Source organism: Micromonospora sp. NPDC047620 (assembly GCF_043205005.1).
GTDB lineage: Bacteria > Actinomycetota > Actinomycetes > Mycobacteriales > Micromonosporaceae > Micromonospora.
The window spans coordinates 26,679-42,634 of the sequence record NZ_JBIDDG010000027.1; the positions used below are offsets into that span (position 1 = coordinate 26,679).

At 70.4% G+C, this 15,956-nt stretch carries 12 protein-coding genes; 3 read left to right on the top strand and 9 right to left on the bottom strand.

All coding sequences use genetic code 11. The features are described from left to right. Window positions 1-11 precede the first annotated feature (11 nt). A complete protein-coding gene (locus ACGF5C_RS26730; RefSeq protein ID WP_393305916.1) occupies window positions 12-863 on the bottom strand; it encodes a MurR/RpiR family transcriptional regulator in 852 nt (283 codons plus the stop codon). 197 nt (window positions 864-1,060) lie between these two features. Here ACGF5C_RS26730 and ACGF5C_RS26735 point away from each other — a divergent pair, with 197 nt between their 5' ends. Beyond that, window positions 1,061-2,404 (top strand): hypothetical protein, encoded by a 1,344-nt coding sequence (locus ACGF5C_RS26735; RefSeq protein ID WP_393305917.1) that lies wholly within the window; start codon window positions 1,061-1,063, stop codon window positions 2,402-2,404. A 69-nt stretch (window positions 2,405-2,473) separates the two neighbouring features. On the opposite strand, the gene ACGF5C_RS26740 is transcribed toward ACGF5C_RS26735, so the two are convergent. From ACGF5C_RS26740 to ACGF5C_RS26770, 7 genes are all read right to left on the bottom strand, one after another. Continuing rightward, a complete protein-coding gene (locus tag ACGF5C_RS26740; protein WP_393305919.1) occupies window positions 2,474-3,538 on the bottom strand; it encodes a glycosyltransferase in 1,065 nt (354 codons plus the stop codon). Between the two features lie 68 nt (window positions 3,539-3,606). Then, window positions 3,607-4,911 (bottom strand): acyltransferase family protein, encoded by a 1,305-nt coding sequence (locus tag ACGF5C_RS26745; protein WP_393305921.1) that lies wholly within the window; start codon window positions 4,909-4,911, stop codon window positions 3,607-3,609. Window positions 4,912-4,918: 7 nt separating this feature from the next. After that, complete coding sequence (locus ACGF5C_RS26750) at window positions 4,919-6,451, bottom strand: lipid II flippase MurJ (RefSeq protein ID WP_393305923.1); 1,533 nt, start codon at window positions 6,449-6,451, stop codon at window positions 4,919-4,921. A 1-nt stretch (window position 6,452) separates the two neighbouring features. Then, window positions 6,453-7,640 (bottom strand): glycosyltransferase family 4 protein, encoded by a 1,188-nt coding sequence (locus ACGF5C_RS26755; protein ID WP_393305925.1) that lies wholly within the window; start codon window positions 7,638-7,640, stop codon window positions 6,453-6,455. Then, the gene (locus tag ACGF5C_RS26760) at window positions 7,637-8,626 is read right to left on the bottom strand and encodes a glycosyltransferase (RefSeq protein WP_393305927.1); all 990 of its coding nucleotides are present in this window, start codon (window positions 8,624-8,626) and stop codon (window positions 7,637-7,639) included. Before ACGF5C_RS26760 ends, ACGF5C_RS26755 begins: the two co-directional genes overlap by 4 nt. Beyond that, window positions 8,604-10,127, bottom strand: a complete 1,524-nt coding sequence (locus tag ACGF5C_RS26765; RefSeq protein WP_393305929.1) for an O-antigen ligase family protein — start codon at window positions 10,125-10,127, stop codon at window positions 8,604-8,606. Before ACGF5C_RS26765 ends, ACGF5C_RS26760 begins: the two co-directional genes overlap by 23 nt. Further along, a complete protein-coding gene (locus ACGF5C_RS26770; protein WP_393305931.1) occupies window positions 10,120-11,373 on the bottom strand; it encodes a glycosyltransferase in 1,254 nt (417 codons plus the stop codon). The genes ACGF5C_RS26765 and ACGF5C_RS26770 overlap by 8 nt, the downstream gene beginning before the upstream one ends. A gap of 508 nt (window positions 11,374-11,881) precedes the next feature. Between ACGF5C_RS26770 and ACGF5C_RS26775 the strand changes: the two genes are divergently transcribed. Further along, window positions 11,882-13,150, top strand: a complete 1,269-nt coding sequence (locus tag ACGF5C_RS26775) for a DUF1800 family protein (protein ID WP_393305933.1) — start codon at window positions 11,882-11,884, stop codon at window positions 13,148-13,150. 19 nt (window positions 13,151-13,169) lie between these two features. Next, window positions 13,170-14,429, top strand: coding sequence for a DUF1501 domain-containing protein (locus ACGF5C_RS26780; protein WP_393305935.1), 1,260 nt, complete (start codon window positions 13,170-13,172; stop codon window positions 14,427-14,429). A gap of 39 nt (window positions 14,430-14,468) precedes the next feature. On the opposite strand, the gene ACGF5C_RS26785 is transcribed toward ACGF5C_RS26780, so the two are convergent. After that, a complete protein-coding gene (locus ACGF5C_RS26785) occupies window positions 14,469-15,773 on the bottom strand; it encodes a sugar transferase (protein WP_393306006.1) in 1,305 nt (434 codons plus the stop codon). Between the last annotated feature and the right edge of the window lie 183 nt (window positions 15,774-15,956).

The following is a 15,956-nucleotide window of genomic DNA, read 5'->3' on the forward strand; positions in this document are numbered from 1 at the left end:
CGGGTCTCCTCTCAGCCGAGGAACAACTGGCGGCGGGCGGCGGAGGCCTCGAAGGCCTCCAGCCGGCGTTGGGTGTCGGCGGGGTCGGCGTCACAGATGGCCTGGAGCAGCACCATGGCCAGGGTCATCGGGGCGGTGTGCAGGTCGAAGACGAGCTGCGCGCCGACTGCGGCGGGCAGCACCACGTCGGCGTGCTCGGTGGCCGGGCTGACCGGCGAGTCGGTGATGGCCACCACTCGCAGGCCGGCGGCGCGCGCCTCGCGCAGCGCGTCCAGGGTCTCCCGGGGGTAGCGGGGGAGCACGAAGGCGAGCAGGGCGCCCGCCCCGGCCGCGGCGGCCTGTTCGAGGCGGTCGGTGAGCAGGCTGCCACCGTCGTCGAGCACCCGCACGTCGGGGTGCACCTTGGCCGCGAAGTAGGCGAAGTACGCGGCCAGCGGCGCGGCGGCCCGCAGGCCGAGCACCGGCAGGGGTCGACTGGCGGCCAGCAGCCTCCCGGTCTCAGCGATCCGGTCCCGGTCGGCGAGCTGCCCGGCGAGCCGGTCGAGGTTGCCGATCTCGGCGCGTACCGCCTGCTGGAGTTCGTTGCCCGCGCCGGCGGGGCCGCCGGGCGTGCCGGCGGTCAGCTCGCGGAGCCGGCGGCGCAGCGCGGGGTAGCCGTCGTGGCCGAGCGCCACCGCGAACCGGGTCACCGACGGCTGGCTGACCCCCGCCAGCTCGGCCACCTCGGCCGCCGACAGGTACGCCGCCGTCGGCGCGTGCTGCACCAGGCAGTGCGCGATCCGGCGCTGGGTCGGGGTGAGCCGGACCCCCTGGAACAGGTCAAGCACCTGCTCGGTGGGCGCCGCGACAGCTCCGTCATTCACGCTCGAACTCTATGCATAGAAACTTTCACAGAGCAAGCCACCTGCCGGAACGTACGTGGTACGGGGCCGACGAGGAACCGCCCGACGCACAGTGGACCTGCCGCGCGTCCCAGTGCCTGTCGGGCCCGCGACCGCCGGGCGGAAGCGCTGGCGCGGCCTCTGTAGGATCCGCAGGGCGGTTGAGCAGAGGAGTTGGCATGCAGCCGGGAGGTCCCTACAGGTTCACCCACGTGCTGGGCGGGTCCCCGGTCGGCAAGGCGTGGGCGGCGATCGACGAGCAGGGACGCTTCGTCACCGTGGCCGTCCTGGACGCCAACGTCGCCGCGGTTTCCGGTTGGCGGGAGGCGTTCGTCGGGATGACGAACTCGCTGGCGCAGGCGGCGGACCCCCTGCCCTACGCCTACGCCGACTTCTCGGCCGCCGCGCCCTGGGTGGCGTACTCGGCGGAGGTCGGACCGGGCGCGGAGAAGCTGTTCCGCGCGCTCGGCGTGGAGTACACCCCGGCGCCGGGCGCCGCGTCTCCCGTCTCCGCCCCGCCCCAGCCGGTCAGCGGGGTGCCCCAGCCCGTCTCCGGTGTCCCGCACCAGGTCTCCGGGGTTCCCCAGCCCGTGTCGGGGGTGCCGCACGTGCCCTGGGCGGTGCAGGTGAACCCGGTCTCCGGCCAACCGGTGTCGGGGAGCCCGGCCCCGGTCTCGGCCACTCCGGCCTCGCCCGCCGCGTCCCAGGGGGTCCCGGCGCCGGCGGCCGGTGCCACGGCCCTGATGCCGGTCGTGCAGCCCCGCCCGTCCGCCGAGGTGCCGCCGAACGACCCGTTCGCCCCGCAGGACCGCCGCATCACGCCCTCCGCGCCGCGCCGTCGGCGGACCGGGCTCCTGGTCGGGATCGCCGCGTTGGTCCTGGTGGTGCTCGCCGGCGCCGGTGGCGTCTTCCTCTGGTCCGGGTCGGACGACCAGGAGGCGCCGCCGGTGGTGGCGTCGCCGAGCGGCACGGCCGGGCCACCGGCGTTGCCGACGTCGCCGCCGCAGTCGCCCGGCATCGAGCCGCCGAAGGGGGGCAAGTGGCCGACTCAGTGGCCGAAGTTCACCGAACGGGACAACGTCCGCACGCTGACCGGACTCGAGGGTCTGAGCTTCCCGGTCAAGGTCCCCATGGACTGGCAGTGCACGGTCGCCGGGAGTGCCGACGGCTTCGTCAAGTACAACTGCGGCATGTCGGCGGCGGACGGCTCGACGATCGGCGGTGAGCTGATCGTGCGGACGTGCCCGCAGCCGTGCGACGAACAACGTCAGACCACCATGCGCCAGGCCGAAGAGGCGTGGGGTGCACGGTGGACTCGCGTCGGACAGCACGCGACCTACGCCGAGGCGCTCATCGAGACCGACGGCGAGCAGCGGCACGGTCTCGTCGTCGTCGCCTACTTCCGCAGCGGGGCGGACGGTCTCACCGACCGGCAGCTCGTGCTGCGAATGACCGCGCCGGTGCAGGAGGCCCAGCAGCTGCGCCGCGTCGCCACCTACCTGCGGGACGTCGTCGTCTTCTGAGTGCATCCCGGGCCGCCGCCCGGTCGCGATGCGCGTGCCGGGCCGCACGCGCATCGCGACCGGGCGCACTCACCGCAGGGATTCGGCGATCCACGCCGTCATCTTCGCGGCGAACTGCTGCTCCGAGAACCGGGCGGCATGCGCCCGTACCCGCTCCTGCGACAGCTCCGGCAGCCGCTGGATCAGGGGTACGAAGCTGCCCGGGTCGACGGAATCGACGAGGAACCCGGTTTCCCCATCGACGACGGTCTCCAGCAGGCCGCCTCGGCGCAGGCCCACCACCGGTGTGCCGCAAGCCTGAGCCTCGACCGGGATGATGCCGAAGTCCTCGTGGACCGGAAACAGCAGCGCCCGGGCACCCCAGTAGAGCTGCCGCAGTCGTTCCTGCGAGGGCCGGACCTCGAATGTGACAGGCACCCGGACTCGCTCCGCGGCGCGTCGAAGGGTCGTCTCCTCGGGCCCCGAGCCGGCGATGACGAGCGGAAGGCCAACCGCATCCGCAATCTGGATGATCAGGTCGAAGTTCTTGTACGGGATCCACCGCCCGACGCCGAGCAGGTACTCACGCGCCTGGCACTGGTCCGTGGCGGGAGCGGACGCGAAGTAGTCGACGTCCACCGGTGGGTTGATGACGACCGCGTCGCGCCGCCAGTAGCGAGCGATTCGGGCCCGCACTTCCTGGGAGTTCGCGGCGTAGCCGTGCACGTGGCGACTGAGCCGCACGTCCGCCGTCTGGAGGACGCGCCGGGGCAGTGCCAGCAGAGGACTGGAACCCCGACCGTCGAAGTTCGGGCTCCAGACGTAGCGGGCGGGGGAGTGGACGTAGCTCAGGTAACGGGTCTGGTCGGGCGAACCGAGCCGGACGGTGTGGGCGAACGCGTGGCTGGAGGAGATGACGAGGTCGAACCGCTCATGGCTGAGGGTCCGCCAGACCAGGGGCATCAACGGCAGCGCCCCGGCCTTCGTGCGCCGCAACGGCGTCCGCGCCAGCCACGACTCCCGCAGGTTGGGTTCGGTGGCATCGTGGTCCTTCCATAGCACGAAGCGTTCGGCGTGCGGCAGAAGATCACCAATCTGCCGGAAGACGTTCTCCGAGCCGCCCGTGGCGCCGAACCACTCGTGGACGAGCGCCACCGGACGGCTCGCCAGGTGGTCCAGCGGATTCGCCGGGCCAGCGTGGGGGATTGCTGAAATGCCTTGGTCTACCACTGGTCGCTCCTCAATGCCACACTCTCGGCGTCCGCCCGTGGGGACGGGACCGGAGCGCCTCGTCGGTCAAGATTCGCCATCCGGCGACCGTCTCGGTTCTCGTCGTCATGCGACCCGTTGCGGATCTGCGCGAAGCTGTCCTGCAATTTCCGGCGCAGCACCCGGGCCACCGGCTTCTCCACGAAGCGGTGCGTGAGATAGGCGAGCAGGAGCACGCCGGTGACCAGGCCCGCCACCAGCGCCCAGGGCGACACCGAGTCGTACAGCCGGCCCACGGCGATCCGGCTGAATTGCATGTGCAGCAGGTACACCGGGTACGTGAGAGCGCCGATCACGGTCAGCCCTCGCCACTTCACGCCTGAGAACCAGCCGAGCGCCACCGCGACCATGACCGCGAAGAAGATAAGCATGGCGGGCAGAGCCACCTCGAACGAGACCACCGGCTTCGGTCGGTTCGCGTTCTGCTCGGCCACGCGCCGGCTCAGTTCGACCACACCGAGGATCACCGCGGTGCCGAGGATGCCCGACAGTAGCAAATTCGGGCCGAAGCGGTGGATGAGGTAGAGCGCGATACCCGCGATGAAGTACGGAGCGAACCGTGGCTCGGCGATCGACACCAGCAACTGGAACTCGGAGTACTGGGCGTACAGGGCGGCGACCATCCAGAGCACACAGAAGAGAACGACCCGTCGGTAGGTCAGCCCGAAGCGAACGACGATCGCGAAGAGGAGGTAGAACTTCAGCTCGACGAAGAGGGTCCAGTACACCGAGTCGATGTTCGGGATCCCGACGAACGTCTGCAGCATCGTCGCGTTGATCAGCACGTGCGACGGTTGCGGCCGACCGGTCTCCAGCGGCCAGAGTGCGAGTGCAGCGGAAGTGACGAGGACCGCGAAGACGTACGCGGGCATCAGCCGGGTCACCCGGGACACCGCGAAGTCGGTGACCGATCGGCCCCAGCAGCTCATGCAAATGACGAAGCCGCTGATGACGAAGAAGAACTCGACGCCCACCCAGCCGTACCGGAAGACCGCGACCAGGGTGCCACCGAAGACGCCCTCGACCCCGGTGCCCCAGTACCCACGGTTGTCGTTGTCGATGAACATGTGGAAGCCGAGGACCGCGAGCGCTGCGGAGAAGCGCAGCAGATCCAGCACGTAGAGCCGGTCACCGGTCCGCTGCTTCCTGTCCTGGGCAGGAGCTGGGGACGTGACCGTCGTGGGCGGGAACTCCGGACCCGCAGGCATCCGCGCCGGGAGGTTCTCCGGTCCGACGGCGTGGTCGGCGTGAAGTGTCATCGGTTTCTCACTTGATCGCCACAAGGTCGTCTTGGGGCGTTTCGTTCGTTCCGCGGCCCAGCTTCTTCAGGAGGAAGGACAGGAACGTACGGCGAAGCTGCGGCACGGCCGCCACGTACAGCGCCCAAACGAGCAGGATCGCCGCGCACGACGCGGCCAGGCGCAGCAGCCCGGGCCCCGACAGCAGGTATCCGACGGCGGCGGCTGCTGCCGCCCCGGGCAGCGCGATGGCGAGCAGGCGGGTGCTGAAGCCGAGCACCCGCAACCACGCGGCCGACGCGATGAACATCAGTAGCCCGCCCACGGACGAGGCGGCACCGAGGGTGAACGCGCCCCAGTGGCGGTACATCAGGAGGTTGATCCCGATCGGGACGCCGAAGGAGATCGCCATCACGATCGCGACCTGGAAGTTCGCGCCCCGCGCGTTGAGCACCTTGACGAAGGTGTAGCCGAGCACCTGCGCCCAGATACCGAGGGCGAAGCCCAGGAGCATCACCGACGAGATGTCGACGGCACGGTCGTCGAACTGGCCCCTGGCGTACAGGAGGGTCACGATCCCCCGGCTGTTGACCGACAGGATCAGCGCGAGGGGGATGGCCACCAGGATCACCGGCGGGATCATGCGGCGGAGCCCGTCGCCCACCTCGTCGGCCTTCATCTTCGCGAAGGACGCCAGTCCGGCCAGGCCCAACGGGGCGGCGAGCAGGGCCATGCAGGAGTCGACCACGAAGCGCGCATACTCGGTGGCCGCGACCACCTCCACGCCGAGCAGCGAGCCGACGGCGCGCTCGACGGCGATGGATCCCTGGAGGATCACGGGGATCAGCAGGAGCGGCCGGAGCCGGCGCCAGAACATCCCGAGCGCCACCTTGGCGGCGGCCCGGTCCGGCTGCTGGAAGCCGTGCTCGTCGCCCTCGCGCAGGTAGCCCTGCCGGCGGATCCAGTAGGCCCCCCAACACCACAGCACGACGTACGGCACCGTGAAGCCCCAGGCAAGCACGGAGACGTGTCCGGTCAGGTAGGCGATCACCGTGGCGCCGATCAGCCCGATGCTCTGGCAGGAAGGCCGAAGGTTGATCAGACGGACGTCGTCGTTCGCCAGGCCGACCAGCGTGTACAGGTTATAGAGGACGTAGAACGGCACGCCCAGCGCGGCGATGCCCAGCATGGTCGCGGCGATGTCCGCGGTCCCCGGATCCAGACCCGGGCCCAGGAGCCCCACCCACATGTCGCGGCCGAAGAGGAGCGCCACGACGAGGGCCAGGGAGAAGGCCGTCAGCAGCAGGTGGACCGTGCGGTAGAGCGCCTGCGCCATCGCCGGCCGCTCCTGCCGGTACTGCACGTACAGCGGCAGAAATCCCGCGGAGAGCGCGTCGGCGGTGAAGAAGTTGATGGGGATCAACGTCGCCGTCAGCGCGATCCGGTTGGCCGCCACGACCCGCCCCGCTCCGAAAAGCGCGGCCAGTAGCACCTCGCGGAGCAGGCCGAGGATCTTGCCCGCGATGCCGCCGAGCACCAGACGGAAGAAGACTCTGGCCACGTCAGGACCGGCTGAGCGCGATGAGGTGTGCGAAGTCGGTCAGGTAGTCCCGGGCGCACTGGTCGAGCAGGAAGTTGGGCGGCAGCAGGTTGGTACGCGGCGCCCGCTCCCGGGTCACCTTCTGCACCACGTCGGCCAGCGCACCGGTGTCCGTCGGGTCGACCTCGTGAAGCACCCGGTTCAGCGCCTCCGACCGGATCGACCCGGCCGTGACGACACAGGGAAGACCGCAGGCCAACGCTTCCAGCACGGCCATCGGAAGCCCTTCCAGCCGAGCCGTGGTCAGCAGCGACACGTCCGTGGCGGAGTAGTAGTCGCGGACGTCGTCCGCGTCCACCCGCCCGGTGAAGAGGACCATGTCCTCGAGCTGGAGCTTGCGGGCCAGGCCCCGAAGCCGTCCCCCGTCGGGACCATCACCGACGACCAGGAACCGGAACCGGCCGCCCAGGCCACGGTCTCGCAGGGCCGCTGCGGCGTACAGGGCCCGGTCGACCCGCTTCTGCACGTGCAGGCGACCGACGCAGCCGACCACCACGGTCTCCTCGTCGAACCCGAGCAGGCGCCGAATCCGACGCCGGGCCTCGACGTCGAAGGCGTGGTCCTCGGCGCGGACACCGTTCGGGATCAGGCGGACCTTGTCGGGCGTCGCCGACCAGTTCTGCGGCCTTGCCGCGAGCGACTCGACCACGTTCTCGCCCACGGCGACCAGCCGGTCGAAGTCGCGGTAGCGCGCGAGGTCGCGGACCAACGAGAGGGCGTTCTTGGGGGTACCCGCCAGGGAACGGGCGGTAGGAGCGCGCAGCTTCGAACCGAGCTCCATGACGGACGTGCCGTGAACCTGCAGCACGAACGGCGTCTCCGGGTGCCGGGCGCGCTCCCGGACCACAGAGTAGGCGCCGGCGCTCACCGAGAAGACCAGGCTCGGCGCGGCGGTGAGCGAGCGCCAGTGCGCCCGGGACTCGTCCCACCAGGCCCGGGAGTAGCGGCCTGGTCGCGTGCCGCCCAGCGGAGTCACCACGACGCCGTCCTCGGTGAACGGCTCGGACCGGCCCGGGATGGAGGTGGTGACGATCCGCACCTCCGGGACGGCCTTGGCCCATTCGGCGGCCAGCCGCCAGGCGAGAGTCTCCATGCCACCGGTGTGGTGATGCGGCGTCGACCGCGAGAAGATCAGAATCGACTCGATCACAGCAGGTCCCCATACAACGACTCGAGCTTGCCGGTCTGCCGGCGCAGGTTGAACCGCTCTTCGACGGTCCGGCGTCCAGCCCTGCCGAACTGGTCACACAGCTGCTCGTCCCGGAGCATCTCGATCAGTCGATGCGCGAGGGCGGCGACGTCCCGTTCGGGCACCAGGAATCCGTTCGACCCGTCCGTCACCGCCTCCGGGATCCCGCCGTGGCGCGTACCGACCACCGGCTTGCCGCAGGCGGCCGCCTCCAGAAGGACCATCCCCAGCCCTTCCTGGTCACCGTCCGGCGCCGTCACGCTCGGTAGGCAGAGCAGCCTCGACCGGCTCAGCCACTGGAGCGTGTCACTGTGCTTCTGGGCACCGAGGAAACGGACCGAGGCATCGATACCGAGTTCACGGGAGAGCGCGCTGAGCGATTCGCGGAGCGGACCCTCGCCGATGAGCACCAGTTCGGCGTCGGGGATCGCCCTGCGCACATCCGCGAACGCCCGCAGCAGGTACCTGGTGCCCTTCTTCTCCACCAGCCGGGCCACGTGCAGGATCCGGGGCGTCTCGACGAACCCGGCCGGTTGGATGGTGTCGACGTCTACGCCGATCGGCAGGACCACGCAACGGTCCGGTGGGTAACCCCACTCCACGGCGCGACGTCGGATGTGCTCGGAAACGCAGATGAAGACCGCGCCGTCGGTGAAGAGTGCGTTGCGCCACGTGACGTAGTTCAGCCACGACGGCTTTTTGGAGGCGAGCATCTTCGCCCGGGTGACGGTCACGTCGAAGCCGTGCAGGGTGGTGACCAGCGGCACCCCCAGGGCCTTCGCCGTGGGGACCGCGTATACCCCCTCGACGCCGAAGTGGGCGTGCAGCAGCGCGGTGCCACGTTCCGCGAGTGCGGTGGCCAGCGACTCCGACCGGCGGGTCAGCGTGTACGACAGGACAGCCGACCGGCCGAACTCGGCGACGCTAACCGACTCGATCCCCGGCATGGCCGGGACCGGGTCCCGGCCCACGAACAATGGCCGGAAGTTGCGCAGTGACATCGCTTGACTCGGGATGAACGTCTCCGACGGCCGGAACTGCTGGTGGCGCAGGATCCCGACGGTGGGCATGGGCATGGTCGTTCGACTCCTCGCCGCCGCCGACGATGACGTGAGCGAGCAGCAGTGAAAGGATGGGAATGAGGTGGATGTCGCCGAAGATGTCGGTGTTGTCGCCCAGTCCGTGGATGAGCGTCCAGCCGACCGCGGCGGTGGCCCAGAGCGCCAAGACTCGGCGACCCTCATTGCCGCCGGCTAGGACGGGGAGCGTGAGGCGCACCGCGAGCGTGAAAAATGCGACGGTCAGCACCAGCCCGGCGAGGCCCGTCGCGGCCCACGCCGCCAGCAGGACGTTGTGCGGAGGGAAGCTGCGGTAGATGCCGTGCTCGCGTGCGTACGCGTCGAAGCCGGCGTCCCAGCCGCCGTATCCGAGCCCCAGGACCGGGTCCCGCAGGAACGCCTCGGCACCGAAGCCCCAGATGGCCGTCCGGTCCCCGAACGACTTCGCCAGCGCCTGGAGGAAGCCGAGATCGGCGGTGAGCAGCACCGCCGCCACCGCGCCGAGCATGCCCGCGGCGGCCAGTCCCACCCACAAGTGGCGTCGCATCCGCGTCACCGGCCGCCGCCGCGAGCCGCGTCGGTCGGCTCCCGTCCGGGCGGTCCGAGCGGACCGCGAGCCGAGACGCCGGACGGCGAGAACAGCCGCGGGGAGGACGATCGCGAGGACCGTGGCCGACTTCGAGCCGGTGAACGGCACCGTGGCGAGAGCAATGAGGCCGACGACGCGTACCCACCGGGCGCGGGTGACGGCCGCCATGGCGAACGCGGCGACGGCGTTCACGCCGAGGAACAGTCCGGCGACGTTCGCGTTGACGAACACCCCGCCGGATTTCGCCGGGTCGAAGACGTTGTTCGGACTTCCGTCGAAGAGGGCCGCCACCGTGTTCTGCCCGATGAAGACCCCGCCGACGGAGCGGAGGAACGCGTCCTCCACGCCCGGCAGGAACCGGAAGACCAGCACGAGGACCGCCTCGACGAGGACCCAGGGCCAGTACCAGCGTGCCAACCTGCGCGGCAACTCGGGGTCCTGCCGGATCGCCTGGACCATCAGCGTCAGCGTCACGATGAACTGCCCGAGCAGCGCGATCAGCGGCATCCCGGCCCGCGGGTCCGGTGACCAGGCCAGCGCGAGCAGCCGCACCACGAGCAGCGCGACCAGGACGCGGAACAGGCCGAGCCGGACCAGGGCGACACCGGAGCCGCGTCGGGCGGCGAGGAGCACCCCGGGCACCAGCAGAGCGGTGACGACGGTGGTGGCCGCGATGTCGGTGCTGCCCTCGGGCAGGAGGTAGAACTGCGGCAGGGCGAGGAACAACAGGAGGAACGCCGCGGTCCGTGGAGAGGAGCCAACCGCGGTCGACCACAGGCCACTGGAGCTGACCCTAGCCACGCTGTTCTCCGGCACCGCTCGTCGGCCCTCCCACCGCGTCGCGGACGCGCCGCGGCATCCGATGCGCGATGTCGCGCAGGAGGCCGCCGCGGCCGCTCCAGCCGAAGTCTCCGGCGTACCCGACGCGAGCGGCGATGATGTCGTCCCCTGCGGGCCGGATCGTGTCCAGCACCCGGCGGACGAAGTCGTCCGCCGAGCCGGCGGCGACGATCTGGTCGGTACGTGCCGCCGCCTGGGCGACGTCCGGGATGGCGGTGCTGACGACGTTGAGGCCCGATGAGAGGTACTCGTAGCACTTGAGCGGGCTGACGCCGGCGGTGTACTCGTTCAACGCGTACGGGATCAACCCCACGCTGCACGTGCCCGCGACGTCGGCCAGCTGGTCGAGGGTGAGCACCCCCAGGTACCGCGCGCCAAGCCGCTCGAGTTCAGCCAGCTCGCGGTCGAACCCGCCGCCGCCGGCCGCGATCGGCCCGGCGAGAAGAAGCTCGCCGTGGCCCTGGAGCGCGGTGGCCAGTGCACGGAGCAGCTCGAAGTCCAGCTTGTGCGGGGAGAGGTTGCCCGCGAACAGCGCCGCGGAGCGCCGCTCCGCTGCCGGTCGGCTGCCTGCAAAGAAGACGCCGATGTCGGCGACGTTCGGCAGGGTGAGGACCTCGGTGAACCCGACGTCGGTCAGGTGGGCGGTCACTGCCCCGCTGGTCCCGATCGTCAGGTCGGCCCGGTGGGCGAGGTTCCGCTCGCCGACCGACACGGCCGAGGCGTCGATGCCGGGGAATGCCTGGAGGATGTCGACGCAGTGGTAAAGGGTGAAGTCCGCGTACTGCTCGAGGCCGTAGGTGACGGGAGTGAACGTCCAGAGGATCCGGGGCTGAGGGCTCCGCCGCCACTCGGCCACCGCGCGTTCGAGGAGCAGCCGGTTGGGCAGGCGGGTCGGCGCCTGGTGGATCGGCACGATGAGCGGCGAGATGACCTTGGCCCGCTCGGGGATGGGGCGGTAGGTGCCGGTCTTCTCGTGACCGACCACCGAGTGCCGCAGTCGTTTCGCGATCCGGGTGACGTCCTTCGAGTCGAGCCGTACCCGCCGCAGCCCCAGCGACTCGACGAAGTACGTGTCGAAGTCACGCGCCAGTTCCCGCACGACGTAATGCTGGTTCGTGGCGATCTGCGAGTTCCACTCGGCGGTGCCCAGGACCAGGATCGTCGGTTGCGCCGATTCGGCCCCGGCGGGCGAAGGTGGTGTCGTCACGTTTCTCTTCCGGGTTCGTCCGACCACACGGGCTCGCTGCGGCCACAGGTGTGCGGACCGCGCGGCAGCGGCGACGCGTGCATGGCGGGACGCACCCCCGTTACCTCCGGTCCCCGTTCGGTTCGCTGCGCTCCGCCGGCCCGACCGGGCAGCCGGTGCGCACACAAGGACGAGCGGCATCGAGGCCGCCCGTCGAGCCCGGGTCAATAGACCCTAACGCCGACCGTGTTGTCAATGGCGACCCGGTGCTCCGTCCGGGCTGGTGGCGCAGGAGAAATTCGGACACCGCGTACTCCGTGCGCTGTTTGCCCGCTGAGGCGCCGGTATGTGGCGCTCCGTAACCTGAAGAAATGGCCGTTTGGTCAGGCCGTTCCGTCGTGAGCCTCGTCCCGCGGGGCCGTCCGGGTGCCGGTGACCCGTGGTCCGGTGGAGGCCGCGTCCGTCACCGGCGCCGGCCCACGAGCGGCCCTCCGTTGTGCGACGCCGACTCTCCCTTACTGTTTACCCCATGACCGACGACATCATCCTGCTGCTTCGGCGGGCGGGGTTCGGTCCTACAGCGGCTGAATTGGGCGCCGCACGGCGGCTCGGATATGCGGCGGCACTGTCCGGTGTGGTCGCACCTGCGGGACCGGACGTCAGCGCGACGAGCGCGCCGGTTCCCGACCTGGGGCCTGATCCCTTCGTAAGCATGCCGCGCCCGACGGATGCCCAGCGGGCCGAGGGTGACCGTCGTCGTACGGAGCAGACGGTGTCGCTCGCGCGCTGGTGGCTCGATCGCATGACCGTGGCGGACCACCAGGCGGTCGAGAAGCTGGTGTTCTTCTGGCACGGGCACTGGGCCACGTCCGTGGCGAAGGTCCGCAGCGCGCAGCTCATGCTCGGGCAGCTCCAGGCGTTTCGGGAATCCCGTGACTTCGCCGAGTTGGCGCACCGGATGGTGCTCGACCGGGCACTGGTCTACTGGCTGGACGGGCAGCACAACAAGAAGGCCGCCCCGAACGAGAACCTCGCGCGGGAACTGTTCGAACTCTTCATGCTCGGTGTAGGCCAGTACAGCGAGAGGGACGTGAAGGAGGCCGGGCGGGCGCTGACAGGCTGGCGGGTCGTCCTCGACCGGGAGACGTTGGTCTCCGACCCCCAGCACCGCGACACCGGCCGCAAGACGATCCTGGGCACGACGTCGAACTTCGACGCCCGGAGCCTGGTCGACCTGCTGCTCCGGCAGCGGGCCTGCCCCCGGTTCATCGCGTCCCGGCTGTGGTTCCGGTACGCCTCAGCCACCCAGCCGATCCCGGACCGCACCCGCGAGGCGATGGTGCAGGCGTTCCCCGCGCCCATGGCGATGCTGCGGGCGCTCTTCGAGGACGAGGCATTCCGCGCAACCCGGGGAACGATGGTGAAGCAGCCCATCGAGTGGCTCGTCGGCGCCATGCGCAACCTGGGGATCCGGCCGGCGGCGATACCCGAGCAGGTCTTCACCGAGATCTACTGGGCCATGGAGGCGTTGGGACAGCGCCCCTTCGCCCCACCGAGCGTCGGCGGATGGCCCGCCGGCGCGGCCTGGTTGACCTCGGCCGCCGCGCAGGTGCGGCTGAAGATCGCCAGCACCCTCGCCGGCCTGGTGCCGCCCGGGCCGCAGGCGCCGGAGGCGGTGGCGCACCAACTCTGCATCGACAAGTGGACCGATCGGACCTACGCGGTGCTGCGGGACGTCCGGGATGGCCGCCTCAAGCTGACGCTCGGGCTGGTCAGCCCCGAGTACCTGGTGACCTGACCTGAGTGGGTATGTGGAAATGGATGCGTTGACTCGACGTCGGTTCCTCATCTCGTCCGGCGTGGTGGGTGGCGGTGCGTTGGCGGCCGGCGCGGGTGTGCTGGGGTTCTTCGAACTGCTCAAGACCGCGGAGAAGACCGCCTCCGGGGACGCCGACCCGGACCGGTCTACGCTGGTCCTGGTCACGCTCTACGGCGGCAACGACGGGCTTAACACCGTCATCCCGTACGCGGACCCCGCGTACCACAGCCTCCGGCCGGAGTTGGCATACGCGCCCGACCGGGTGCTGCACCTCGACGACGCGTTGGGCCTCAACCCGGTGCTGCGGGGGATGAAGCGCCTCTGGGACTCCAAGCGGCTGGCCATCCTGCTGGGTGTGGGCTATCCGAAGCCGGACCGGAGCCACTTCAAGTCGATGGACATCTGGCAGAGCGCGTCGCCAGGTAGCCCCGCGCCCACGGGATGGATCGGCCGTTGGCTGGACGGGACGAAAGCGTCCACCGAGACCGCCGTCAGCTTCGAGCCGGTTCTCCCGCCCGTACTTGTGGGGAAAACACGCTTCGGAGCCTGCGTGAGCTACCGCGGGCTCAGCCTGCCGCCGGGCATCGCACGGGACACGGTCACGGCGCTCGGACGGGTCGAACCCGGCGAGCCGGAGATGCAGGCCAGGGCAGCCGCCGCGTACGCGGACCTCATCGCGATGGACCAGGTGGTGCGGGAGGCCGAGAGCGGGTCCGACGCGCAGGGCCACAACGGCGGGGACGGCGTCCCGGCCACCGGCACGGGCGGTGACAACGCTCTCGTCGCGCAGTTGGCGCTCGTGTCGCGGTGCGTCGAGGCGGGCGTACCCACCCGGGTCTACTCGGTGAGCCTCGGCGGCTTCGACACGCACGCCGGGGAGCGGGTGTGGCAGGAGACGTTGCTGCGGCACCTGGACGAGGCGTTGACCGGCTTCGTGGACCGGATGGCCCGTAGCGAAGCCGGCCGGCGGGTCACCGTGGTGGTCTACAGCGAGTTCGGCCGGCGCGTTCGCGCCAACGCCTCCGACGGGACCGACCACGGCACCGCAGCGCCGGTGTTCGTACTGGGCCATGGCGTGGCCGGTGGATGCTACGGGGAGCAGCCGAGCTTGACCGACCTGGACGACGGAGACCTCAAGGCGACGGCGGACTTCCGGGACGTCTTCGGGACCGTGCTCGCCAGCGTGCTGGAGGGCGATCCGGACCGCTACCTCGGTGGTTACCGCGCGCAGTTGCTGCCGCTGCTCACGGCGAAATGACGCCGGGGCCGGCGACACCGGGCCGGCTCACTCCGTCGATCAGCGACCGCCGCCCCGGAAGACCTCCGCGACCGTGCGCAGCACGACCTTCACATCCAGCCAGAGCGACCAGTTCTCGATGTAGTAGTTGTCGAACCGCGCCCGGTCGGAGATCGGCGTATCCCCCCGCAGGCCGCTGACCTGCGCGAGGCCGGTGAGGCCGACGGGAACCCGATGGCGCATCGCGTAGTTCGGGTACTCCGCCGAGAACTTCTCGACGAAGTACGGCCGCTCCGGCCGCGGCCCGACAACGCTCATGTCGCCCCGCAGGATGTTCCACAGTTGGGGGAGCTCGTCCAGCGACGTGCGGCGCATGAACCGGCCGATCGGACCGACCCGCCGGTCGTGCGCGATGGACCAGTTCGTCTGGGACTCCTGCTCGCTCACCGGGCGCATCGACCGGAACTTGACCACTCTGAACGGCTTGCCGTATCGGCCGATCCGCTCCTGGTAGAAGAAGATACCCGGGCCTCCGTCGATGAACGTGGCGATGGCGCAGAGCAGCAGCACCGGGCTCAGCACGATCAGCGCGACGGCGGCGAACAACATGTCCGAGGCGCGCTTGAATGCCCACCGCGGGCCGGAGAGCGAGATGTCGCCGATCTTGACGATCGGGATGGCGCCGATGTGGTCGGGGTATCCGCCCTGTGAGCGGGAGCCCCACAGACGCGGCACCGCCCAGAGGTCGCAGCGCGAGCTGCGCGGTTGCAGCAGGGTCTCCATGAGGGTGGACTCGATGCAGTCCGGGTCGGCGATGACCAGCACCTCGCACTCCGACAGCCGGACCAGTTGTTCGAGGTCGTCGAGGGTGCCGATGAGCGGAAGCGACCCGGTGCCCTGGCGCGACGCGGCGTCGACGCAGCCGACGAACCGCAGACCGTACTGAGGGTAGCGGCGCAACAGCCGGGCGAGTTCGATCCCGATCGGACCGCTGCCGATGATGATGGCGTTGTGCTCCACCCACCGGCGCTTGCGCAGGAGGATGGTGAGCGCACGGCTGAGCGCACGGCCGACGATCACCAGCCCGGCCGAGAGCGCGACGCCCCGCATGAACCCTCCGACGTACGCCACCGAGGAGTGACGCTCCGCCGCGATGATGGCCACCACCGCGGCGGAGGCCATCAGCCGCCCGCAGAGGCTGGGCAGTTCGTCGAGGATGCTCACGTGCCGGCGGGGTCGGTAGAGCCCGCCGGCCGCGAAGATCGCGACGGTGAGGGCGGCGTTGGCGAGAGTCCCGCGCCAGTAGTCCTGGCTCAGCAGCAACGGAGCGAGCAGCGCGGCGACGTCGATGGGGAGCGTCATCATCCATACCCGCAGCCCGCGCGTGCGCGACGAGGTCTTGGACCCGGCGTACGGCAGGACCGCGGTCGTGTCAAGACCGGCCCGGGTGACCGCCGGGGCGGCCTCCGGCTCGCTGGTCACCGGTGCGGCGGACAGCCTGGCCGCGAGACCCTCGCCGCCGACGGCAGTCTGGTGCGGTGCGAACGT